General features: G+C 37.7%; 25 protein-coding genes. 20 read left to right on the top strand and 5 right to left on the bottom strand.

The window, feature by feature from the left end:
- Nucleotides 1-36 precede the first annotated feature (36 nt).
- The 14 genes from MSWAN_RS09145 (at nt 37) to ftsY (ending at nt 8,181) form a co-directional block, all read left to right on the top strand.
- Nucleotides 37-1,131 (top strand): OBG GTPase family GTP-binding protein, encoded by a 1,095-nt coding sequence (locus tag MSWAN_RS09145; protein ID WP_013826364.1) that lies wholly within the window; start codon nt 37-39, stop codon nt 1,129-1,131.
- A 273-nt stretch (nt 1,132-1,404) separates the two neighbouring features.
- On the top strand, nt 1,405-2,181 hold the full coding sequence (locus MSWAN_RS09140) for a sulfide-dependent adenosine diphosphate thiazole synthase (RefSeq protein ID WP_013826363.1): 777 nt from the start codon (nt 1,405-1,407) through the stop codon (nt 2,179-2,181).
- 92 nt (nt 2,182-2,273) lie between these two features.
- Nucleotides 2,274-2,813: an adenylate kinase family protein gene (locus tag MSWAN_RS09135; RefSeq protein WP_013826362.1), complete on the top strand. Its 540-nt coding sequence runs from the start codon at nt 2,274-2,276 to the stop codon at nt 2,811-2,813.
- 259 nt (nt 2,814-3,072) lie between these two features.
- A complete protein-coding gene (locus MSWAN_RS09130; protein ID WP_013826361.1) occupies nt 3,073-3,441 on the top strand; it encodes a ribonuclease P protein component 4 in 369 nt (122 codons plus the stop codon).
- Nucleotides 3,434-3,667 carry a YhbY family RNA-binding protein gene (locus tag MSWAN_RS09125; RefSeq protein ID WP_048188067.1) on the top strand — a complete coding sequence of 78 codons (234 nt, stop codon included), beginning with the start codon at nt 3,434-3,436 and terminating at the stop codon, nt 3,665-3,667. The genes MSWAN_RS09130 and MSWAN_RS09125 overlap by 8 nt, the downstream gene beginning before the upstream one ends.
- A gap of 14 nt (nt 3,668-3,681) precedes the next feature.
- Complete coding sequence (locus MSWAN_RS09120) at nt 3,682-4,122, top strand: 30S ribosomal protein S19e (protein WP_013826359.1); 441 nt, start codon at nt 3,682-3,684, stop codon at nt 4,120-4,122.
- 30 nt (nt 4,123-4,152) lie between these two features.
- Nucleotides 4,153-4,488, top strand: a complete 336-nt coding sequence (locus tag MSWAN_RS09115) for a DNA-binding protein (protein WP_013826358.1) — start codon at nt 4,153-4,155, stop codon at nt 4,486-4,488.
- On the top strand, nt 4,485-5,081 hold the full coding sequence (locus MSWAN_RS09110) for a DUF7411 family protein (RefSeq protein ID WP_013826357.1): 597 nt from the start codon (nt 4,485-4,487) through the stop codon (nt 5,079-5,081). The genes MSWAN_RS09115 and MSWAN_RS09110 overlap by 4 nt, the downstream gene beginning before the upstream one ends.
- Nucleotides 5,074-5,229, top strand: coding sequence for a 50S ribosomal protein L39e (locus MSWAN_RS09105; RefSeq protein ID WP_013826356.1), 156 nt, complete (start codon nt 5,074-5,076; stop codon nt 5,227-5,229). Before MSWAN_RS09110 ends, MSWAN_RS09105 begins: the two co-directional genes overlap by 8 nt.
- A 15-nt stretch (nt 5,230-5,244) precedes the next feature.
- The gene (locus MSWAN_RS09100; RefSeq protein ID WP_013826355.1) at nt 5,245-5,490 is read left to right on the top strand and encodes a 50S ribosomal protein L31e; all 246 of its coding nucleotides are present in this window, start codon (nt 5,245-5,247) and stop codon (nt 5,488-5,490) included.
- A gap of 8 nt (nt 5,491-5,498) precedes the next feature.
- Nucleotides 5,499-6,173 carry a translation initiation factor IF-6 gene (locus MSWAN_RS09095; RefSeq protein WP_013826354.1) on the top strand — a complete coding sequence of 225 codons (675 nt, stop codon included), beginning with the start codon at nt 5,499-5,501 and terminating at the stop codon, nt 6,171-6,173.
- Nucleotides 6,170-6,400, top strand: coding sequence for a 50S ribosomal protein L18Ae (gene rpl18a / locus MSWAN_RS09090; protein ID WP_013826353.1), 231 nt, complete (start codon nt 6,170-6,172; stop codon nt 6,398-6,400). Before MSWAN_RS09095 ends, rpl18a begins: the two co-directional genes overlap by 4 nt.
- 4 nt (nt 6,401-6,404) lie before the next feature.
- Nucleotides 6,405-6,833: a prefoldin subunit alpha gene (gene pfdA, locus MSWAN_RS09085; RefSeq protein ID WP_048188065.1), complete on the top strand. Its 429-nt coding sequence runs from the start codon at nt 6,405-6,407 to the stop codon at nt 6,831-6,833.
- Nucleotides 6,834-6,891: 58 nt separating this feature from the next.
- Complete coding sequence (gene ftsY / locus MSWAN_RS09080) at nt 6,892-8,181, top strand: signal recognition particle-docking protein FtsY (protein WP_013826351.1); 1,290 nt, start codon at nt 6,892-6,894, stop codon at nt 8,179-8,181.
- A 305-nt stretch (nt 8,182-8,486) separates the two neighbouring features.
- On the opposite strand, the gene MSWAN_RS09075 is transcribed toward ftsY, so the two are convergent.
- Entirely contained in the window at nt 8,487-9,167 is a 681-nt protein-coding gene (locus MSWAN_RS09075) for a class I SAM-dependent methyltransferase (protein ID WP_013826350.1), read from the bottom strand.
- Between the two features lie 173 nt (nt 9,168-9,340).
- Between MSWAN_RS09075 and MSWAN_RS09070 the strand changes: the two genes are divergently transcribed.
- Nucleotides 9,341-10,045, top strand: a complete 705-nt coding sequence (locus tag MSWAN_RS09070) for a phosphoribosyltransferase (RefSeq protein ID WP_013826349.1) — start codon at nt 9,341-9,343, stop codon at nt 10,043-10,045.
- Between the two features lie 165 nt (nt 10,046-10,210).
- Nucleotides 10,211-10,669 (top strand): dCTP deaminase, encoded by a 459-nt coding sequence (locus MSWAN_RS09065; RefSeq protein ID WP_013826348.1) that lies wholly within the window; start codon nt 10,211-10,213, stop codon nt 10,667-10,669.
- An 89-nt stretch (nt 10,670-10,758) separates the two neighbouring features.
- Here the strand turns inward: MSWAN_RS09065 and acs are convergent, their stop codons facing one another.
- On the bottom strand, nt 10,759-12,699 hold the full coding sequence (gene acs, locus MSWAN_RS09060; protein WP_048188063.1) for an acetate--CoA ligase: 1,941 nt from the start codon (nt 12,697-12,699) through the stop codon (nt 10,759-10,761).
- Nucleotides 12,700-12,872: 173 nt separating this feature from the next.
- Between acs and MSWAN_RS09055 the strand changes: the two genes are divergently transcribed.
- Both MSWAN_RS09055 and MSWAN_RS09050 read left to right on the top strand, forming a co-directional pair.
- Complete coding sequence (locus tag MSWAN_RS09055) at nt 12,873-14,489, top strand: thiamine pyrophosphate-binding protein (protein ID WP_013826346.1); 1,617 nt, start codon at nt 12,873-12,875, stop codon at nt 14,487-14,489.
- Nucleotides 14,490-14,494: 5 nt separating this feature from the next.
- Nucleotides 14,495-15,853, top strand: a complete 1,359-nt coding sequence (locus MSWAN_RS09050; protein ID WP_013826345.1) for a B12-binding domain-containing radical SAM protein — start codon at nt 14,495-14,497, stop codon at nt 15,851-15,853.
- A gap of 322 nt (nt 15,854-16,175) precedes the next feature.
- Here MSWAN_RS09050 and MSWAN_RS09045 read toward each other — a convergent pair whose 3' ends face one another.
- Nucleotides 16,176-17,324 carry a pyridoxal-phosphate-dependent aminotransferase family protein gene (locus MSWAN_RS09045; RefSeq protein ID WP_013826344.1) on the bottom strand — a complete coding sequence of 383 codons (1,149 nt, stop codon included), beginning with the start codon at nt 17,322-17,324 and terminating at the stop codon, nt 16,176-16,178.
- 59 nt (nt 17,325-17,383) lie between these two features.
- On the opposite strand from MSWAN_RS09045, the gene MSWAN_RS09040 reads away from it, so the two are divergent.
- A complete protein-coding gene (locus tag MSWAN_RS09040; RefSeq protein WP_013826343.1) occupies nt 17,384-18,148 on the top strand; it encodes a 6-hydroxymethylpterin diphosphokinase MptE-like protein in 765 nt (254 codons plus the stop codon).
- Between the two features lie 19 nt (nt 18,149-18,167).
- On the opposite strand, the gene MSWAN_RS12835 is transcribed toward MSWAN_RS09040, so the two are convergent.
- The gene (locus tag MSWAN_RS12835; protein ID WP_013826342.1) at nt 18,168-18,320 is read right to left on the bottom strand and encodes a hypothetical protein; all 153 of its coding nucleotides are present in this window, start codon (nt 18,318-18,320) and stop codon (nt 18,168-18,170) included.
- A gap of 217 nt (nt 18,321-18,537) precedes the next feature.
- Between MSWAN_RS12835 and MSWAN_RS09035 the strand changes: the two genes are divergently transcribed.
- Nucleotides 18,538-19,665 (top strand): ORC1-type DNA replication protein, encoded by a 1,128-nt coding sequence (locus MSWAN_RS09035; RefSeq protein ID WP_013826341.1) that lies wholly within the window; start codon nt 18,538-18,540, stop codon nt 19,663-19,665.
- Nucleotides 19,666-19,758: 93 nt separating this feature from the next.
- Here the strand turns inward: MSWAN_RS09035 and MSWAN_RS09030 are convergent, their stop codons facing one another.
- Nucleotides 19,759-19,947, bottom strand: a complete 189-nt coding sequence (locus tag MSWAN_RS09030) for a hypothetical protein (protein WP_013826340.1) — start codon at nt 19,945-19,947, stop codon at nt 19,759-19,761.
- Between the last annotated feature and the right edge of the window lie 168 nt (nt 19,948-20,115).

Raw genomic sequence — 20,115 nt, 5'->3', positions numbered from 1 at the left:
ATATTTTATCATTTAAACTAATTTTTTGTGAGTTTTATGGCTATTGAAGACAGAATCAAAGAAATCGAAGAAGAGATCAAAAAAACCTCCTACAACAAGGCCACTTCCCACCACATCGGGAAGCTAAAAGCCAAAATGTCCCAGCTTAAGGAGGAATCACTCAAAAGAAGCAGCTCTTCCGGTAAAGGAAGAGGGTTCAATATAAAAAAGAGTGGAGACTCTACAGTGGTACTTTTAGGTTTTCCATCCGTTGGAAAATCCACAATTTTAAATATGCTTACCAATGCTGAGTCCAAAGTGGGGGCATATGAATTTACAACACTGGACATAGTTCCAGGTATTATGGAATACAGAAATGCCAAAATACAGATACTGGATATCCCCGGGATAATCACAGGAGCATCAAAAGGAAAAGGAAGAGGTAGAGAAATTCTATCCGTTGCAAGAAATGCAGACTTAATAGTCATGGTTCTGGATGTTTTCAATCCTCAGCATATGAATGTCATAATTAACGAGTTGAGAAATATTGGAATAAGACCAAATGAAAAAGTTCCAGATGTCACAGTTAAGGCAAAGAAAATGGGTGGCCTGAAAATTGTATCCACGGTTCCCCTCACACATATTGATGAGCTATCCATAAGGTCAATTTTAACTGAATATGGAATACACAGTGCAGATGTCCTTATACGTGGCGATGTTACAATGGATCAGTTCATAGATTCAATGGATTCAAGCTGCTGTTACATACCCATGCTCCTTGCTATAAACAAAATAGACCTTGCGGGCGAAGCATATATCAATGAACTCAAATCTAAGATGCCTGATGCACTTTTCATAGCTGCAGACAAGGGTCTAAAAACAGAGGAACTTAAAAATGAAATATTTGAGAGACTTAAACTTATAAGAGTTTATTTGAAGCCCCAAGGAAGACAAGCAGATCTTAAAGATCCTCTAATAATAAGGGGAGGTTCAACTGTTATTGATGTGGCAGCAAAACTTCACAGAGAATTTGTACGTAACTTCCGCCATGCCAAAGTTTGGGGAACATCTGTGAAGTTTCCGGGTCAAAAAGTTGGTCCTGATCATGTTTTAGAGGACCAAGATGTTTTGAGGTTAATACTCAGAAAATAAGGACAGATAACTACTTTGGGTTCATTAAATTTTAAGGTTCTTCAAAATTTATTTTTTTAGTTGCTTAAAAAATGATGATCTGAAGTACATTTCTACGTTCATTGAAAATGATGACAATTTTGATATGATATGCTCCTGAATATATTTTATTTCATGAGGTGCTGGAGAATTGGAAGTTGAGATATTAAAAAAGATATCGAAATTGACTACAAATAATGGAGACTTGAAAAGAATTTTTATAGGATGAAAAACTATTATTGAACTGGTGAAAAAATGAAATTGGATGATATAACTGTTTCAAAGGCAATAATTGAAGGATTTATGAATGATTTCCTGGATTACACCGACATGGACGTTGCAATAGGCGGCGGCGGACCATCAGGACTTATAGCAGGATATTACCTTGCAAAAGCCGGACTTAAAGTTGCCCTATTTGAGAAAAAGCTCAGTATGGGTGGCGGAATGTGGGGTGGGGGCATGATGTTCAACAAAATCGTTGTACAGGAGGAGAGCAAACGAATCCTTGACGAGTTAGGCATCAAAACCCAAAAATATGAGGACAATTACTACGTGGTTGATTCAATAGAATGTGTCTCCACAATCTGTTCTGAAGCCTGCAAAGCAGGACTCAAAATCTTCAACCTCATGGCAATCGAAGATGTCATGATAAGAGAAAAAGGTGTTGAAGGAGTGGTACTTAACTGGACTGCAGTAGAAATGGGAGGACTCCATGTTGATCCCCTCACAGTAAGGGCAAAAGCAGTTGTAGATGCTACAGGACACCCCTGTGAAGTTGTTAAAATAGTTGAAGGAAAGATGGAAGCAGAACTTGCAACCAAAACCGGTAAAATAATGGGTGAAAAATCCATGTGGGCAGATGTGGCAGAAAACACTATACTAGAGAACGTGACCGAAGTCTACCCTGGATTGTACGTCACAGGAATGGCAGCCAATGCAGTGCATGGATCACCACGTATGGGTCCAATATTTGGTGGAATGCTTCTCTCCGGCGAAAAAATCGCTCAGATGCTCATTGAAAAACTTGGATAAATGGATTTCTAAACAGGTCTGTTGAAACTAAATCATTATAATTAATCCTCGTTAAAATCAATTATAAGTTAATCAATACTGATAGGCAAAAGATGATACTACTGATCACAGGAACACCTGGAACTGGGAAAAGCACTGTAGCTGCAGTCCTGAAAAATAAAATTGAAGCTTTCCTTGTGGGTGTGAATGAACTTGTGGAAGATAAGCATCTTTACACTGGGATCGATGAAAATCGGGGATACAAAATAGTTGATCTGGATGCAATGTGCCTTGAACTTAACAGGGTCGTTGAAACTTCAAAGGAGGGGGACGTCCTGATTGTTGAGGGACACCTCTCCCACTACTTTGAAGATGGAGACCTTGTGGTTGTACTGCGTGCAAAGCCAAGTGTTTTAAGGGAACGCTTGAAAACCAAGGGCTGGGCTGATTCCAAGATTCAGGAGAATATTGAGGCCGAGGCCATAGACATTTGCACCTTTGAATCATATGAAATCCATGGTGATAATGTAAATGAGATAGATACAAGTGATCTCAAACCTGAAGAGGTTGCAGATCTTATAATTGATGTTATAACTGGTAAAAAACGATTCCCTGTGGGAAATGTGGATTTTCTTGAGGATATATCCCTCTGATTTTACATTCCAAAAACTTGAACGCGTTTTGTGCTTTACGAGAGATATACCTTGTTGTGGTTTGAAATTTGATCTAAATCTTATAAGGAAAGCTTTTTAAATGGAGAAGTAAATAAACTATAATATTATTCTTAAGTACATTGTATTAGAATTTAATGAATGAAAGTCTTCAAATAACATTCAGGTAAAATTCAACCCCTTGGAACTTAAGATTTGTATTTCTGTATTTATTTAATAGTTGCAATGATGAGGTTAAACTTTGAGAAGGGGAAGAAGACCAAAATGGATGATAAAAATAGCTGAAGAGCGGATAGACATCCTTTTTAAGAATGCGGATGAAGAGTTTTCCGAACATCCTGAAAGGTCTCACCGCTACGCTCAGATGGCTCAGAACATTGCAAAAAAGTACAACATAAAAATGCCGCGAGTCTGGAAGAGAAGGTTCTGCAGGAACTGCCAAAAATTCCTTAAACCAGGTTCGAATTGTACTGTAAGATTATCTGATTCAAGTGTTGCCATTAAATGCGCAGAATGCGGAAATATAACTAGAATACCATATATAACTGAGAAAAAAGAGAGAAGGAGGAGGAAAATTGAATACACCTCCAAAGAAGGAATTAATGAATAGATCACTTTCAACAATCACCATAAACATTGGAAAGTCAGGAATAAATGACAGTATCTTAGACGAAATAAAAAGGCAACTTAAAGATAATGAAGTTATCAAACTCAGATTTTCAAAAGGTATATCAGAAGAGAAACAAAACTTTATTAAAGAGATAATTGAAAAATCAAATTCTAAGCTTATTGATTTTAGAGGTAATGTTGCTGTAATATTCAAAAGAAAGAGGTAATTAGGAGGCTAAATATGACCACAATTTACGACGTACCAGCAGATTCACTAATAAGTGAAGTTGCAAAGGAGTTAACTGAAAATAAGAAAATAAATCCGCCAGAATGGGTTCCATTTGTTAAAACAGGTGTCCATAAAGAGAGAAGACCAGAAAACCCAGAATGGTGGTATGTTAGATGCGCATCCATCCTCAGAAGAGTTTATATGGATGGTCCTGTTGGAATAAACAGTCTTAAAACCTACTACGGTGGTAAAAAAGACAGAGGAACTAGTCCTGAGAAATTCAAGAAAGGAAGTGGCTCCATAATAAGGGTAGCTTTAAAACAGCTTGAAGACGCAGGATTCGTAGCTAAAGTAGGGGATGAAGGAAGGGTTGCAAGCCCAGCAGGGAAGTCATTCCTGGATAAAGCATCTTATACCATTAAAAAAGACATTCCAGAACTTGCAAAATACTAAATAAAGTTATTAATTAATTGGAGGCTTTAGATGAGCGACATCGAGGAACTAAGGCGTAAAAGGATGCAGCAATTGCAGCAGCAGGCTTCACAGCAGGCTGGTCAGGCTGAATCCCAAGAGCAGATGCGCATGGAAGTTGAAGCCCAAAAAAGGCAAGTTATGGTGCAAATATTGACACCTGAAGCAAGAGGCAGACTTGCAAACTTAAGGCTCACAAAACCTGAGTTTGTTGATCAAGTAGAACTTCAACTTATTCAGCTTGCGCAGATGGGGCGTATAAAATCCAAAATAACTGATGATCAGCTCAAGGTACTTCTTAAAAAACTCGTTGGTCAGAAAAGAGAGATGAAGATCACAAGAAAATGAATGCATGTGTACTCTACAGTGGAGGAAAAGACAGTTCTTTAATGGCTGTAATCCTTCAGAGATTAGGATATGAAGTTGAACTTGTAACAGTGAACTTCGATGCATTTCCTTCATGGAAAGCAGCGGAAGAATCTGCTTTAAATCTAGGTTTTAAACATCATGTTCTTAAAGCGGATAAAACAATACTCGAAGATGCTGTTGACACGATACTTAAAGATGGGTTTCCCAATAATGGAATAAACCAGATCCATAAGCATGCCCTTGAAATTGCATCCCAGAAGTACAAAGTTGTTGCAGACGGTACAAGACGTGATGATAGGATTCCAAAACTTAATATCAACGAGATACAAAGCTTTGAAGATAGAAATAATGTCCAGTATTTGACTCTTGCAGGCTTCGGCCATAAAACGGTAAATAATCTTTCAAAGAATCTTTTTGCCGTGAAAAAAGAGTTAACTAACATGGAAAATAATTCTGATTATGAAATTGAAATAAGGTATATGATTGGGGAAATTGAAGGAGAAGAAACTTCTTTAAACATATTCCCGGAACATGTGCAATCAAGAGTAATAGGATGGGAAGAAAATGAGTAGACATAAACCATTAGCCAAAAAATTAAGACTTGCAAAAGCAGGTAAACAAAATAGACGCGTTCCTCTCTGGGTAATGCTTAAAACATCAAGAAAAGTAAGAGTTCATCCAAAGATGAGACAGTGGAGAAGAAATAAAATTAAACCATAAGTAGGAGGATTATAGATGGAAAGAATCTATGTTATCCCATTAAGGGATGTTAAAAGGGTGCCAAGGACCAAAAGATCTCCAAGAGCAGCTCGTTATGTCAGAGAATTCCTACAAAAACATATGAAATCTGATGATGTTAAATTAGATTCCTCTGTTAACGAAAAGATATGGGAAAGGGGGATCCAGAAAATACCTCCAAAAATAAAGGTAAAAGCAATAAAAGATGAGGATGGTTCTGTATCAGTCACCCTAGCTGAATAGGTGTGCTTATGATAAGAAGAATCAACATGGGCGGCAGCCCAAACCTCGGCGTTTCAATAGCTGTTACAGAAAAAACCGCAATAGTCCCACCAAACGTTCAAGACGCAATGGTGGGATTAATAGAGGAATGCCTGGGTGTTTCTGTTATTAAAACCCCTCTAAGTGGGAGTAATCTCACAGGGGCACTGGCATGCGGTAATTCAAATGGGTTTGTAGTTTCAAAATACGCATTTGACAGTGAAATAAATGCGATTAAAGAGTCAGGACTCGAGGTTGAAAGGATACCGGACAAGCTCACAGCAGTTGGTAACATAATTCTTGCTAACGACTTTGGAGCATTGGTAAACCCTTTATTATCTAACAAATCCATTGAATTAATTTCTCATGTTTTAGATGTTGAAGTTCAAAGAGGAACCATAGCACAATTCAAGATCACAGGATCAGTTGCAGCCGCTACAAACAAAGGAATATTGGTACATCCATCTGCAAGTCAAGAAGAGCTAGAACTTGTTGAAAATTTGCTTAAAGTCCCTGCAGATGTTGGAACCGTTAATAACGGTACAATGCTTGTGGGAGCATGTACAGCTGCCAATTCAAACGGTGTTATTGTTGGGCTAAATACAACGGGTCCTGAACTTGCAAGAGTAGAAGAAGCATTCGGTTTTCTTGAGGGATATTTATGAAGACGAAAATATTTAGAGTTCAAGGTAAATTTATGATGGGCAAAAGCCTTAAACCCTTCACAAAGGAGTTAAAATCCGCAAGTGAAGATGACATACATGAAAGAATATATTCAGAATTTGGAAGCAAACACAGGATAAGCAGGAACAAAGTATTCATAGAGGAAATTACTGAAATCTCTGAAGAAGAAGCTATTGATCCTTTAATCAAAGCCTTATCCAATGGGTGATCCAATGGAAGATAGAAAAAAGCTTGAGCAGTTGGTCAATCAGCTTAACGCATACCAACAGCAGGCTGAAGTTCTGCAACAACAGATGGAAGGTTTAAATGTTACAATAACAGAACTCACCATAGCAGAGGAAACTTTAGCAGCCATTAAAGGAAAGGACAATGCAGAAACATTGGTTCCAATAGGTGCAGGATCCTTTTTAATCACAGAACTCAAAAACACAGACGAAGTCATAGTTGGTTTTGGAGCAGGGATAGCTGCTAAAAAGAAAATTGGTGATGCAGAAGAGAGTATAGCCGAGCAGAAGAAGGAACTTGAGGGTGTAATGAAAAATATGACTGACAACCTTCAAAAAATCACAGATTTCATAGTGAAAAAGAGTCCGGAAGCAGAGGCACTCCTTCAAAAAGTTGAAGCGGGCGAAAGCCAATAACTACTTTTTTTTATTAATTTTTATTAAATTTTTAGGCAAAAAGGGGCGTGAACATCACTTGTTTGAATCTCTTAAAAAAAAGTTTACAGGTACCGTAGGCAAGATCTCTGACAAGTTTTCAGATGAAGAAGGAAAAACTCCTGAAGAAACTGAAGAAGTTAAGATGGATGGATCCAAAATTGAAACATCTGAATCATCTTCAGTAGATAAGGCAGTAACAGAGTCGATGGAAAAGCCAGTAAAATATGATTCAGAAGTTGAAGAGGCTGAAGAAACATCTACCTCTGCTGAAGAAATCTCTAAAAAATCCGGATTTATGGGATTTTTAAGGGGTAAAAAGAAGGAAGATCAAGAGGGTTCAACGCAGGATATAGAAGTTAAACAACCTGAAGTTTCGCAACAACTTGAAGTTGAAGGTAGTTTGGAAGGTCAAGTTGAACCAGTTCCTGAAACAGAAGAATTAGAAAAAGAGGGCATTTTATCCTTTGTAACTAAAAAAACCATATCTGAAAAGGACATTGACGACATATTATTTGAATTGGAAATGTCCCTCCTTGAGGGTGATGTGGCAATGGAAGTTGCAGAGAAGATAATAAACTCTGTTAAGGAAGACCTTGTGGGCCGTAAAATTAAAAGAAGAAGTGATGTAGCAGATTTCACAAGAGAAGCCCTTAAAAAAGCCATATCTGAAATTTTAGATGTTGATAATAAAGACATAACAGAAATGCTTGATGAAAGCCGTAAAAATGGTGAACCACTCAAGTTAATGTTTGTGGGAATCAACGGCACTGGAAAAACAACCACAATAGCAAAAGTAGCCACTTATTTTATAGAGAAAGGTTACGAACCGGTTATTGCAGCTTCTGATACATTCAGAGCAGGAGCAATCGAGCAAATAACCCACCACGCCGATAAGATCGGTGTTAAGATCATAAAACACCAGAAAGGCGCCGACCCCGCAGCTGTTGCCTACGATGCAGTGGCCCATGCCAAGGCCAAGGGCAAAGACATGGTGCTGATCGACACAGCAGGCAGAATGCAGACAAACATCAACCTTATGGATGAAATGAAGAAAATAAAACGTGTAGTAAGTCCAGAATTGATTATTTATGTTGGTGATGCGTTAACAGGAAATGACGCAGTTGAACAGGCCCGTAAATTCGATGAAGCAGTGGGTGTTGATGGAATCATACTCACCAAAGCTGATGCTGATGCCCGAGGTGGTGCAGCACTTTCAATTGGTTACATTATACAGAAACCGATACTCTTTTTAGGTGTTGGTCAAGCTTATGAAGATATAATGGAATTCAAACCTGAATGGATGGTTGACCAGATATTTGGGGAATGAAATTTCATATCCTCTTTTATAATTGAGGTATTTTTATATCTTATTTTATGTTGAGCTTCATATTCTTTTTTATAATTGAATATTTCTTTACTTTCCAATTCTATTGGAATTTCTTTTCTTTAAATTACTAACCTTCTTTATAATGCTAAAAACCTTTAATTATTAAATTTACTCATTTATCAAATTTTATAAACTATTTTTATAACTTTTCATAGATTTCTGATTTTTTTTCGATAAAAAAAGTATTAAGAAGAATGATTTAAAAAATTTAAGGATTAAGGCAAGTATCTTTATTTCTTTTTAATTTATCTGAAACCACCAAAAACAGCAAACCCATAGAACTTCCAGATCACATCAACATCCTTAAAACCAGCGCCACGCAGCCAGTCCACATGGTCAATCATACGAGAAGGAAAATCTTCTTCATCATGTTTTTGGAGCCATTTTTCCTCTACTTCTTCTTTAGGAATATTCTTTAGCATATACTCGGTCCATTTTTCGTCGTAAAGTTCATCTAAATATTTGTTTGAGCCTTTAACTGTATCCGCATTGTAGAACACCCCTCCATCTTTCAGGGCTGCGAATATTTTACCGTAAAATTTTTCCTTTTCTTCATCCTGCGGTATGTGGTGAAGGGCCAGTGATGATACAACAGCATCGTAGCCATCATCAAACTCAAATTTGGAGAAATCCGCTGCATGATATTTGATGTCATTGTAATTTGAGAGTTTGAACTGGGCCATTTTTATCATTTTCTCTGCAAGGTCCAAGCAAGTTATTTTAGCATTTGGAAATCTATTTTTAACAGCTTTTGAAATGTTACCTGTTCCACATCCAAGATCAAGGACTTTAATAGGGTTTGAATTCTCAAATGGAATTGTAGCAACCAAAGTATCGATCATATCGTTATAAAATGGTATTAATTGTAATATTGTTCTATCAAATTCCTCTGCTTCTTCTTCAAAGTGCTCTTTAACTTTTTTCAACCTTCTATCTCCATTATCTTTTATACATTATTTTTTGTGTACTCATAATACTTAAAATGTAAGAATGTCCAAAAAATGGGTTCTCCAAAAATAGGATCAAATAAATGGTCAGTGTATGATTTTTTGTCAAAAAATAAATAAGACGATTGATAAAATATAAAATGGGGTTATTTATGGTTCGTGAATTTGAGGATAAGTTAAATGGTAATATATTTGATATTCCAGAACTTAGAAATCAGATAGGGATCTTTCGTGACCGTGAGCATGCTGGACTGGTTTTATCACAAATGCTGGCATCTTATAAGGAAACAGATGCCATTATATTTGGAATTCCTGCAGGAGGAGTGCCTGTTGCTGCCCCCATCGCGCAAAAGTTAAAACTGGATCTTGATGTTGCTGTTGTAAGCAAAATCACGTTACCCTGGAACACTGAAGCAGGTTACGGGGCTGTGGCTTTCGACGGAACTGTGCAGTTGAATAAGGGTATGATATCCAGAATGGGACTTACAGATGATGATATCAAAAAGGGCACTGAAAAGGCATCTTTAAAGATTAAAAGACGTTTTAAGGAGTTTAGGGAAAATAAACTATTTCTTGATCTTAAAAATCGCCCTGCAGTTCTTGTAGATGATGGTATTGCATCGGGTTTCACAATGCTTGTGGCTGTGGAAGCTCTTAAAAAAGCAGGGGCAAGAAAGATAATTGTAGCTGTGCCTACAGCACACTTAGATGCACTGGAAAAGGTAGCCCCCATGGTTGATGAGGTTTACTGTGCCAACGTACGTGGTGGATGGGGTTTTGCAGTGGCTGAAGCCTACCATAACTGGTACGATGTAGATGATGAAGAGGTTGCTCTTATTTTAAAGAAGTTCCAGTAGATCCCGGTTTAAATCCAAAGTCATTCCAGGGTTATTCCAGTGTATTTCAAATTTTGATCGATTCTTGTTTTTCAGTCAAATTTAAATAATTATACAAGAAGAGGATAAACCACTAAAGATTTTCTAAATTTTTCAAATTTCAAAGGATTCAAAAGGAGACCAGTTATGCTAGGAGAGAAAGAGCTTATAAATTTATTTCCAGACTTTAAGGAGCTGGTACAACCATCGGGAATCGATTTAAGACTTGATGAAGTTTTCAGGCAAGTGGGTCCGGGTTCACTCATTGACAATGAGAAGAATCTTCCAGAACTTGAAAAGCTCGAACCACCAATTTATACACTTAAAGCAAAAACAGCTTATCTTGCAAGTATCGATCGTAAGATAAAAATTCCAAAGGGATTTTCAATGCTTTATCTGCCCCGTTCAACCCTTCTTCGTTCATTTGTATCTGTCCACACTGCAGTTGGGGATCCAGGATTTTACGGAACCTTGCAGTTCATGATCCACAACTACGGAAACTTTGACTACACCATAAAACAGGGTGAAAGGATAGCACAGGCGGTTGTGTTCCATGTTACAGGTTCAGGGGAATACAACGGAAGTTATCAGGAAGAAGAAGATTAAATCTTTATATTTTAATAGTTTTAGCTTTATTCTCTACTTTTTCTTTATTTTTTTTCTCTTTTAATCATACACTTGTTTTTCATTATTTTTCAAAGATATTCTACAGCTTCAGGATTTGCAAGCGTGCTTGTATCACCTACGGGTTCTCCTTTTACCTTAGCTTTTATCACCCTTCGCATTATTTTACCTGAACGTGTTTTGGGCAGGTCTTTAACAATTTTCACATGGGCTGGGCTTGCAATTGGGCCTATCTCTTTTCTTACGTGGTATTTAATTATGTCCTCAAAGTCTTCTGTAGAACCGGATCCTTCCTTAAGTATAACGAAGGCACAAATTTCCTCACCTTTAATATCATGTGGTTTACCAACTACTGCAGCTTCTGCAACGGATTTATGGCTTACAATGGCAGATTCAACCTCGGCAGTGCTTATTCTGTGCCCCGCAACGTTCAGCACGTCGTCTTCTCTACCCTGAATCCAGAAGTAGCCCTCATCATCTCTGCGTGCCACGTCTCCACTGAGGTAAATGTTGGGGAATCTGCTCCAGTATGATTCAACGTACCTTTCAGGATCCTTGTAAAGAGTTCTAAACATTGAAGGCCATGTAGATTTTATTACAAGGTGTCCTCCACCTCCAGTGATGGATTTACCTGCATCGTCCAGAACATCTGCTTCAACAGTTGGAAATGGCTTTACAGCAGAGCCTGGTTTAAGCTCCGAAATGGGTAATGGTGTTATAATGTGCATTCCAGTCTCTGTTTGCCACCATGTGTCCATCACAGGACATCTACCGCCCCCAATGTGTTGATGGTACCATATCCATGCTTCTGGATTTATAGGTTCTCCCACAGTTCCTAAAAGCCTTAAAGAATCCAGGTTATATTTTTGCGGCCATTTCTCCCCGAACTTCATGAACATCCTTATGGTTGTGGGGGCTGTGTAGAAAACAGTCACACCATAGTTTTCAATCATCTTCCAGAGCCTTCCAGGGTCAGGATAATCTGGTGTACCCTCGTAAAGTATGGATGTTACACCAAGAAGGAGTGGGCCGTAGACTATGTAGCTGTGGCCTGTTACCCAGCCTATATCTGCTGCGCACCACCATACATCATCTTCTTTAAGGTCAAAAACAAATTTTAAAGTTGTGTAAATACCTACTGCGTATCCTCCGTGGACATGTACAACCCCCTTGGGTTTTCCTGTGGTTCCTGAGGTGTACAAAATAAATAAAGGGTCTTCAGAATCCATTTCTTCTGTTTTGCATTCTGTCTCCATTTCAGTAATGGCTTCATGCCACCAGATGTCCTTACCTTCCTGCATGTTGATATTGAGGCCTTCATGTCTTACAACTATGAGTTTTTCTATTGTGGGGGTTTTATCGAGGATGTTGTCCACATTTTCTTTTAGCTCTATAAGTTTCCCCCTTCTTCTGAAGCCATCTACAGTTATTGCAACCTTGGATTTTGCATCGTTTATCCGTTCCTGGAAGGCCTTGGCCCAGAAACCGGAGAAAACCACCGAGTGAACAGCCCCAATTTTTGCACATGCAAGCATTGCGATTGGAAGTTCAAGTATCATGGGCAAGTAAATGCTTACAGTGTCCCCCTTACGAACTCCAAGTTTCTTTAAAACATTCGCAAATCTGTTAACTTCCCTGTAAAGGTCTAAATAAGTTAATTCACGAACTTCTCCAGATTCTCCTTCCCATATATAAGCTAATTTGTCCTTTTCAGGGCCTTTTGCATGTTTATCCAGCGCATTGTAAACTATGTTAAATTTACCATCCAAAAACCATTCTGCATACGGAGGATTCCATTTTTTGGTCTTTTTGTACTGTTTAAACCATTCAAGCTCCCCTGCAAGCTCATCCCAGAACCAATCTGGGTTGTCCAATGCTTTTTGGAGCAGTTCATCGTAATCATTGATTTCGTGTTTTTCCATCCATTTATGGATGTTACTTGATTTTACAACATCAGATGACGGTTTGAATATCCTTTTTTCCCTAAGTAGAGTATCTAAGTCCTTCGACATTTTATCTCCTTCTACTCTTATTAAGTACAATTTATCCGCCAATTTTGTCTTTAATTAAGGAGTTTCTTTTGTTATTCTGGTTATTATTATATAATTAAAACCATAATAATTTAACCGATTGGACATGTCCAATGAATGGAATTTAATAAAAGAAAATACAATATAAACAACTGATGAAAACAAAGAAAATAAGATGTGCGGATGCTCTTGTTGAAATATTAAAAGCAAACGGTGTAAAATTTGTCTTCGGACATCCTGGAGAACAGATACTCCCTTTTTATGATGCACTGCGCACATCCAAAATAAAACACGTGTTAATGCGCCATGAACAGGGTGCAGCACATGCAGCAGATGGATACGCAAGATCATCCGGCCAAATGGGGGTTTGTTTATCTACTGCAGGTCCTGGGGCCCTCAATCTTGTAATGGGTGTGGCAACAGCTTATAAAGACTCTGTACCTATTCTGGTGATAACCGGAGATGTTCCAACAGATCTTAAAGGTGGTAACGTTTTTCAGGAGATAGATATCTGCGGGGTTTTTCAGCCAATAACCCTTAAATCATTTGATGTAAAGGATTCTGAAGAAGCTGTTTTTAAATTGAAAGAAGCAATTGAAATGATGCAATATGGTAAAACTGGACCTGTACATCTAAATTTACCCAAGGATGTTCTTTTGGCCATGGTCGATATATCTGTGATAACTGAAAATATTGGTCATTTTCCAGAAATTGATAAAGAAAATATCTCTGCAGATATCTCTAATGCAATCAAACTTATCAAAGAATCTGAACGTCCATTTATAATTGCTGGAGCCGGGATTATATGGGCAGATGCTTTGATGGAATTTAGAAAATTTGTAGAAACCTATGGAATTCCAGTGGCAACAACTTACCCAGCAAGGGGAATAATTCCAGAAGGTCATCAATTAAGTCTGGGAATGATAGGAGTTAGGGGTACGGAGGCAGCTAACTTTGCAGGAAAGAATTGTGATGTCCTCATAGCGCTTGGATGCAGACTATCAGAGCGAACACGTAAGGGGATTGGAAACTGCAAAGTAATTCATGTAAACCTCGACGAAAAATCTTTAAATGGAAATATTAATATACAGGAAGATGTTCTAGAATTTATACGCAGATTAAATGATTTAAAATTAAGAAGCACAGAAAGTTGGCTTCTTGAAATTCAGAAATATTCCAGGTCTTACTGTATAAAAACAGATTATTTAACTGTACCTTTAAAACCTCAAAGGGCAATAAAAGAGATATTGGATGCTTCAGAAATTAACTCAATAGATTCTGTAATAATAAACGATGCTGGAACTCACACAACGTGGGTCACACTACTCAAAACTGTGAAAAACCCATCTTCACTCCTATTTTCAGGTGGATTTGGGCCAATGGGCTATGCTGTTCCTGCCTCAGTTGGTGCAGCAGTTGCAAACCCCGGTAAACACATTGTTGCAGTGGTTGGAGATGGGGGTTTCCAGATGACCCTTCAAGAACTTGCAACCATAGCACAACTGGATTTACCTGTTGTTGTATGTATCATAAACAACAGTTCACTTGGAATAATCAAACAATGGCAGGATCTATATTACGAAGGTAGGTATGAGGTTGAACTTGAAAATCCTGACTTTGTTAAGCTTGCAGAAGCGTATAATATTGTTGCTCGGAGGGTTGACTCTCCAGGATCTGTTTTTAAAGCAGTAAAAAAGGCTTTGGACACAAAAAAACCCTATTTAATTGAAGTTGTTGTTGATAAAGAAGAGGGAATACCCCTCCCCAGGTGATGAACATGAAAGTTTTAATGATCAATCCTCCTTACTTCTCTTCAAAATATAAATTTATAGGACTCGTTGCACCCCCATTGGGCATAGGATATATAGCTGCTGTTTTGGAACAGAAAGGGTTTGATGTGGAGATAATAGACTCCCCAGCCCTCGAAATGGACCTCGAAACCCTTCAAAAGGAGATGGAAAAATGTTCCCCAGATATAGTGGCCATCACAGCCGTAACACCAACAATTTACAGCGCACTTAAAACTGCAGAAATCTCCAAAAAGGTGTGCCCTGAAGCAGTTGTGGTGATGGGAGGCTACCACCCTACCTTCACTTACGAAGAACTTTTAAAAATGGACTGTGTGGATGTTGTGGTTCGTGGAGAGGGTGAATACACCATGCTGGAACTTGTGGAAGCCATTGAGAAGGGGAGGGACCTTAAGGAAGTTAGAGGAATAGCATGTAGAAATTTCACAGCACCTTGTAGGGGAGTAATAGAAAATCTGGACAGTTTGCCTTTTCCTGCAAGGCATCTGCTCCCAATGGACCACTACAAAGTTTTGAACATGAAGCTGCCAATTGGAACACTCATATCTGGAAGGGGATGTCCATTTAGCTGTTCATTTTGTGCATCATCCGCAATGCATGGTCATAAACTTCGTTTAAGGTCCTCAGCGAATGTTTTAGATGAGATGGAGCACCTGGTAGACGATCACTCAGCCGAGATGCTGGCTTTTATGGACGATACCTTCACCTTCAACAAGAAAAGGGTCTATGAGATATGCGATGGAATCAAAGAGAGGGGAATCGATAATTACTGGGGGGCCACTGCACGAGTGGACACAATAAACGAAGAATTGCTCCTTAAAATGAAAGAAGCCGGATGTATAACCCTATTTATGGGTGTGGAATCTGCAGACCAGCAATCTCTGGATCAGATGAACAAGAATACCACGATAACTAAGATAAAAAAAGCCTTTGAACTTACAAGAAAACATGATATCCGAACAATAGCTTCTGTGGCTCTTGGAATGCCCGGTGACACTCGTGAAAGTATAGAACGTACAATCAAATTTGTAGGAAACCTTAAACCGTCTTATGCCCTTTTTTCACTTGCAACACCTTATCCTGGCACGGATTTTTACCTTAAAGTCGTTAAGGATGATCTCATCAAGATAAACGACTGGTCAAAGTACACTTTACTGACACCTGTGCTTGAAACTCTGGACTGCTCCCGTGAAGAACTTAAAAAACTTCAAAAAAAGGCATTTAGACAGTTTTATCTCCGTCCGGGTTACATAATACGTCAAACTATGATGGATGGCCCAATACTTTTGAAGACAATTCCTGCAATTATAAAGAGTGTTAAAGGTTAATAGATGTTTAATTGTATGGAATACCTATTTTTATTAAATTCATTTTTTTTAATGTTTTCAAAGTATTGCTGCGGTTTTTAAATTAATCACTCTACTTTTTGGGAGTTTAAACTAATTATCGTTACATTTACACTTTTAGGGAGTTGGAGCTTATCCATATCACTGTTCAATAGATACATCCCTGAAATGAATTATACGAGTTGAAATGTTAATTGGTTGTGAATAAGGACCTTACATTCTAATTTTAATCAAATAATTAATAATCCCATCTAAAATAGAATGATATAAAAAAAGTAAAAAGAAAAATAAAAAGAAAGAGAATTTAAGAGCTGAGATAAGTCTCTGCTACTGCTGCTACTCCTTTTCCCATTTCTAAATCAAAGCCAAGTTCTTTTAGGGTCATTTCAAGGGCAGATATAGTTGTAATTATTTCCCTTTGGGTGATGTTACCCATGTGACCTATTCTAAAGACATTGCCTTTAAGATGGTCCTGTCCGCCTGCAAGTTCTATGTGGTACTTGTTGCGCATTGTGCCCCTTAAATCTTTGTCTGTTATTCCTTCAGGCATTTTAATGGCTGTGACTGTGTTGGATGCGGCATCAGGCTGTGCAAACAGATCAAGTCCCAGAGCTTTCACACCGGCTCTTGTGGCTTTTGCAGCTAATTTATGCCTTAATATCCTTTCTTCAAGTCCTTCTTCCATTATAATGTGCAGTGCTTCACGCATTGCATATGTTAATGATACAGATGGAGTGTATGGAGTTTCTGGCGGTTTTTTCTCTCCACTTTTCCTGTACTTTTTCATGTTGAGGTAATAAGTGCTTGTTTCTGTTTTATCGACCACGTCCCATGCATCATCATTTAAGGTGATGGCAGCCATTCCTGGTGGTGCTGCAAGACATTTCTGTGAGCCTGTAACACAAATATCAATACCATAACCATCTACAAATACATCGTCCCCTCCAAGGGATGAAACAGTATCAACAACGTAAAGAGCATCATAATCTTTAACAATTTTACCAACTTCAGCTATCGGGTTTGCAACCCCTGTTGAAGTTTCATTGTGAACAATTGTCACGGCTTTTATGTCTTCTTCCTCTTCCAGGATGTTTTTCACATCATCTGGATTTACGGCGTTTCCCCATTCGACTTTCAGCTCGACTGGACTTCCTCCGTGGGTTTCGGCTATTTGCATAAACCTTTCCCCAAATTTTCCACCAACGATGTTCAGGACTTTGTCACCTTTTTCGGTTATGTTTCCAACTGCTGCTTCCATTGCGGCTGTACCGGAACCTGTGAGTATGTAGGACTGATTCTCTGTTTGGAAAACCTCTGACATCATTTCGTTGGTTTCTTTCAGGATTTCGCCAAAGGCAGCGCTCCTGTGATTTATTATATTTTCTGACATAGCCTTTAAGACTCGCGGGGCAACCATGGTGGGCCCTGGTATCATAAGCAACGTCTCATACATCTAAAAAACCTCCAATTTTCTAGAACTCTATTTATATTTGTTACAACAATCTAATCTATATGAATCTTAATCTATGGTTTTCATGGTATAAAGAGATATTGAATACATTCGGTTTTGACAGGGATATGGATGAAACCTCTGCACAGATATTGAGCAAACTTCTTGAAGATAAAAATGGTTTATCACCCATGGATCTGCCAATAAAAAAGAATGTAATTGTCTTTGGAGCGGGACCTTCACTTAAAAGGAATATAAATGAGCTAAAAAATCTTGATCTAGGTAAATTTACCCTTATATCTGCAGATGGGGCTACAACAGCACTTTTAGAGGAAAGTATAGTTCCTGATATTGTAGTAACGGATTTGGATGGTAAAATTGATGATATAATTCATGCAAATGATGAAGGATCATTTCTGGTAGTGCATGCCCATGGAAACAACATCGATAAAATAGAAAAATACGTACCACTCCTTAAAAACATATTGGGAACAACCCAGAGTATTCCACTTAAAAACGTCTATGATTTTGGTGGATTTACTGATGGAGATAGATGTTTGTTTTTAGCCGTTGAGGGGGGTGCTGATTTCTTGGTGCTTGCAGGTATGGACTTTGGAAAAATTGTGACCAAATATTCAAGGCCGGATATTCCGGATTCAGAGGGCAAAGCCGACAAAATGAAAGAGATGAAACTGGAATACGCAAAAAAACTTGTGGAATGGGCAGCTAAAAACGAAAACATCCAAATTGTAAATATATCCCAAGGAGAAAAGGTTGAAGGGGTTGAAGATGTTGATGTTTCAGATCTGGAAGATTTCATTGTATGAAATTTTTCCAGCATTTCTATCATTTTTTAAGCCATGCAAAATGTTTTTCACCGGTCATTGGGTGGTATATAGATGTTATGGTGATTAAAGTCCATCCTTTTTTGAGTTCATCCTCAATGAGTTTAGTTAATGCATCTGGATTATTTGCCTGCAGAGATTTTATTGAGTTCATTTAAATTCCTCCAATAAGTTAAATGGTTCCAAGTTGTTTAATAATTTCATGTTAATCTTTTTTAAGTAAATGCATTACCCATCAACTCTTTTTTCATCCCCTTACTTCTTATCATATTTAAAAAATTTCCATTCTTTCAATTATTTTTACAGTTTCGTTTAATTATTTTAAAAAGAAAATCACAATTTTTATAATTAAAGTCACCAGATAAGAAAATATGGGTATCGATGATATTTTACTTTACGATGAAACAGTATTCAAAAATATAGATGCGTTTAATCCTGATTACATTCCTGAAAATTTTTTACACAGGGAATCTCAGATGGAAGCCCTCGCAATCTGTTTAAGGCCAGCTTTAAGGGGTGGAAGGCCTGTAAATACAGTTGTACTTGGTTCTCCTGCAACAGGAAAAACAACTGCCATAAACAAGATTTTCAACATGGTTGAAAGGAATTCTGACAAAGTTGTATGTGTCTATGTTAACTGCCAGCTTCACACCACCCGTTTTAACATATTCTCACAGATTTACAACAAAATATTCGGGCATATGCCCCCTGAAACAGGTGTGCCATTTTCAAGGATCTACGGGAGCATAATGAAACACCTTCGAGATGAAAAAAAGGCACTGGTGGTTGCTCTGGACGATGTTAACTACCTTTTCCACAGCAAAAATGCAAACAAAATATTCTATGATATTTTACGTGCCCATGAAGAATTTAAGGGTGTTAGAACAGGTATTTTTGCCATTCTCTCGGACATAGAGTTCCGTTATATGCTCGATAAAAATGTTAATTCTGTTTTCATACCCCAAGAAGTTATTTTTGACCCATATTCTACCCAAGAAATGACTGATATCTTGAAAGAGAGAGTTAAGGCAGGCTTTTACCCGGATATACTGTCTGAAGAACTTCTAAGTCAAATTGCAGAGCAAGCATCATCAGCTGGAGATTTGAGAATTGGCATAGATCTTTTAAGAGTTAGTGGTAATTTTGCAGAGGCGGACGCATCAAAAACCATTGAAGAAAAGCATGTGTTGGAAGCTATGAAAAGTACTGGCTCTGTAAGTCTTAAAAGTACGTTAAAAACTCTTTCAAAGGATGAAAAGTTGCTTTTAAAAAGTATAACTGAATTTAAAGGTAATAATCTAGTTGCAGGAGATCTTTACAGATGTTTTAAGAGAAAAACATCGTCAAGTTATGCTTCTTTTGACCGCACCCTCAATAAACTTGAATTTTTAAGGATTATAGATACAAGGTTCACTGGTAAAGGTGTAAAAGGTAATTCAAGGATTGTTATCTTAAGATTCGACCCTAAAGAAATAGATAAATGTATAGAAACCATCTAAATTCAGCTGATCTATGGCCGATCTTAAATGAGTTCTTGAACGACGGATCAAGATTAGGTTAGATACACCAATGAATTATCATGGATTTGATCACTAAACTGTGATTGGCAAATTTGAATTAGGGTAAGCTGCAACGCATACTATACTGGCGATCAAAATCATTATTATTGCACACATAAAAATGCAAGATTTAACATCTAAATAATTTAATTCTATGAATTCAAATGGTCTTGATCTTTTTTTAAGGCTTGGTACTGGATTTTTTCCATAATTTCTTTGCATTTAATCCCTCCTATATAATGATACTGAGAGCTGTACTTATTTAAAGGGAGAGATAGAGAGCGTTTGATAAGTAATTAGGCTCTTAATAAAGGTTTGTACCCTCTTGTTCCAAAAAGTTATATTCTTTCAGTTATAGATATTACAACAGATAAAAATTCCTTTAATTCT

Origin of the sequence: Methanobacterium paludis (genome assembly GCF_000214725.1) — an archaeon.
Classification (GTDB): Archaea; Methanobacteriota; Methanobacteria; order Methanobacteriales; family Methanobacteriaceae; genus Methanobacterium_C; species Methanobacterium_C paludis.
This window is presented reverse-complemented; position numbering and strand designations above follow the sequence as displayed.

What these genes read in the sequence shown, in the direction of transcription:
- MSWAN_RS09145 (WP_013826364.1), top strand. Translation starts at nt 37, where the DNA reads ATGGCTATTGAAGACAGAATCAAAGAAATCGAAGAAGAGATCAAAAAA.
- MSWAN_RS09140 (WP_013826363.1), top strand. Translation starts at nt 1,405, where the DNA reads ATGAAATTGGATGATATAACTGTTTCAAAGGCAATAATTGAAGGATTT.
- MSWAN_RS09135 (WP_013826362.1), top strand. Translation starts at nt 2,274, where the DNA reads ATGATACTACTGATCACAGGAACACCTGGAACTGGGAAAAGCACTGTA.
- MSWAN_RS09125 (WP_048188067.1), top strand. Translation starts at nt 3,434, where the DNA reads ATGAATAGATCACTTTCAACAATCACCATAAACATTGGAAAGTCAGGA.
- MSWAN_RS09120 (WP_013826359.1), top strand. Translation starts at nt 3,682, where the DNA reads ATGACCACAATTTACGACGTACCAGCAGATTCACTAATAAGTGAAGTT.
- MSWAN_RS09115 (WP_013826358.1), top strand. Translation starts at nt 4,153, where the DNA reads ATGAGCGACATCGAGGAACTAAGGCGTAAAAGGATGCAGCAATTGCAG.
- MSWAN_RS09110 (WP_013826357.1), top strand. Translation starts at nt 4,485, where the DNA reads ATGAATGCATGTGTACTCTACAGTGGAGGAAAAGACAGTTCTTTAATG.
- MSWAN_RS09105 (WP_013826356.1), top strand. Translation starts at nt 5,074, where the DNA reads ATGAGTAGACATAAACCATTAGCCAAAAAATTAAGACTTGCAAAAGCA.
- MSWAN_RS09100 (WP_013826355.1), top strand. Translation starts at nt 5,245, where the DNA reads ATGGAAAGAATCTATGTTATCCCATTAAGGGATGTTAAAAGGGTGCCA.
- MSWAN_RS09095 (WP_013826354.1), top strand. Translation starts at nt 5,499, where the DNA reads ATGATAAGAAGAATCAACATGGGCGGCAGCCCAAACCTCGGCGTTTCA.
- rpl18a (WP_013826353.1), top strand. Translation starts at nt 6,170, where the DNA reads ATGAAGACGAAAATATTTAGAGTTCAAGGTAAATTTATGATGGGCAAA.
- pfdA (WP_048188065.1), top strand. Translation starts at nt 6,405, where the DNA reads ATGGAAGATAGAAAAAAGCTTGAGCAGTTGGTCAATCAGCTTAACGCA.
- MSWAN_RS09070 (WP_013826349.1), top strand. Translation starts at nt 9,341, where the DNA reads ATGGTTCGTGAATTTGAGGATAAGTTAAATGGTAATATATTTGATATT.
- MSWAN_RS09065 (WP_013826348.1), top strand. Translation starts at nt 10,211, where the DNA reads ATGCTAGGAGAGAAAGAGCTTATAAATTTATTTCCAGACTTTAAGGAG.
- acs (WP_048188063.1), bottom strand. Translation starts at nt 12,699, where the DNA reads ATGTCGAAGGACTTAGATACTCTACTTAGGGAAAAAAGGATATTCAAA.
- MSWAN_RS09055 (WP_013826346.1), top strand. Translation starts at nt 12,873, where the DNA reads ATGAAAACAAAGAAAATAAGATGTGCGGATGCTCTTGTTGAAATATTA.
- MSWAN_RS09050 (WP_013826345.1), top strand. Translation starts at nt 14,495, where the DNA reads ATGAAAGTTTTAATGATCAATCCTCCTTACTTCTCTTCAAAATATAAA.
- MSWAN_RS09045 (WP_013826344.1), bottom strand. Translation starts at nt 17,324, where the DNA reads ATGTATGAGACGTTGCTTATGATACCAGGGCCCACCATGGTTGCCCCG.
- MSWAN_RS09040 (WP_013826343.1), top strand. Translation starts at nt 17,384, where the DNA reads ATGAATCTTAATCTATGGTTTTCATGGTATAAAGAGATATTGAATACA.
- MSWAN_RS12835 (WP_013826342.1), bottom strand. Translation starts at nt 18,320, where the DNA reads ATGAACTCAATAAAATCTCTGCAGGCAAATAATCCAGATGCATTAACT.
- MSWAN_RS09035 (WP_013826341.1), top strand. Translation starts at nt 18,538, where the DNA reads ATGGGTATCGATGATATTTTACTTTACGATGAAACAGTATTCAAAAAT.
- MSWAN_RS09030 (WP_013826340.1), bottom strand. Translation starts at nt 19,947, where the DNA reads ATGCAAAGAAATTATGGAAAAAATCCAGTACCAAGCCTTAAAAAAAGA.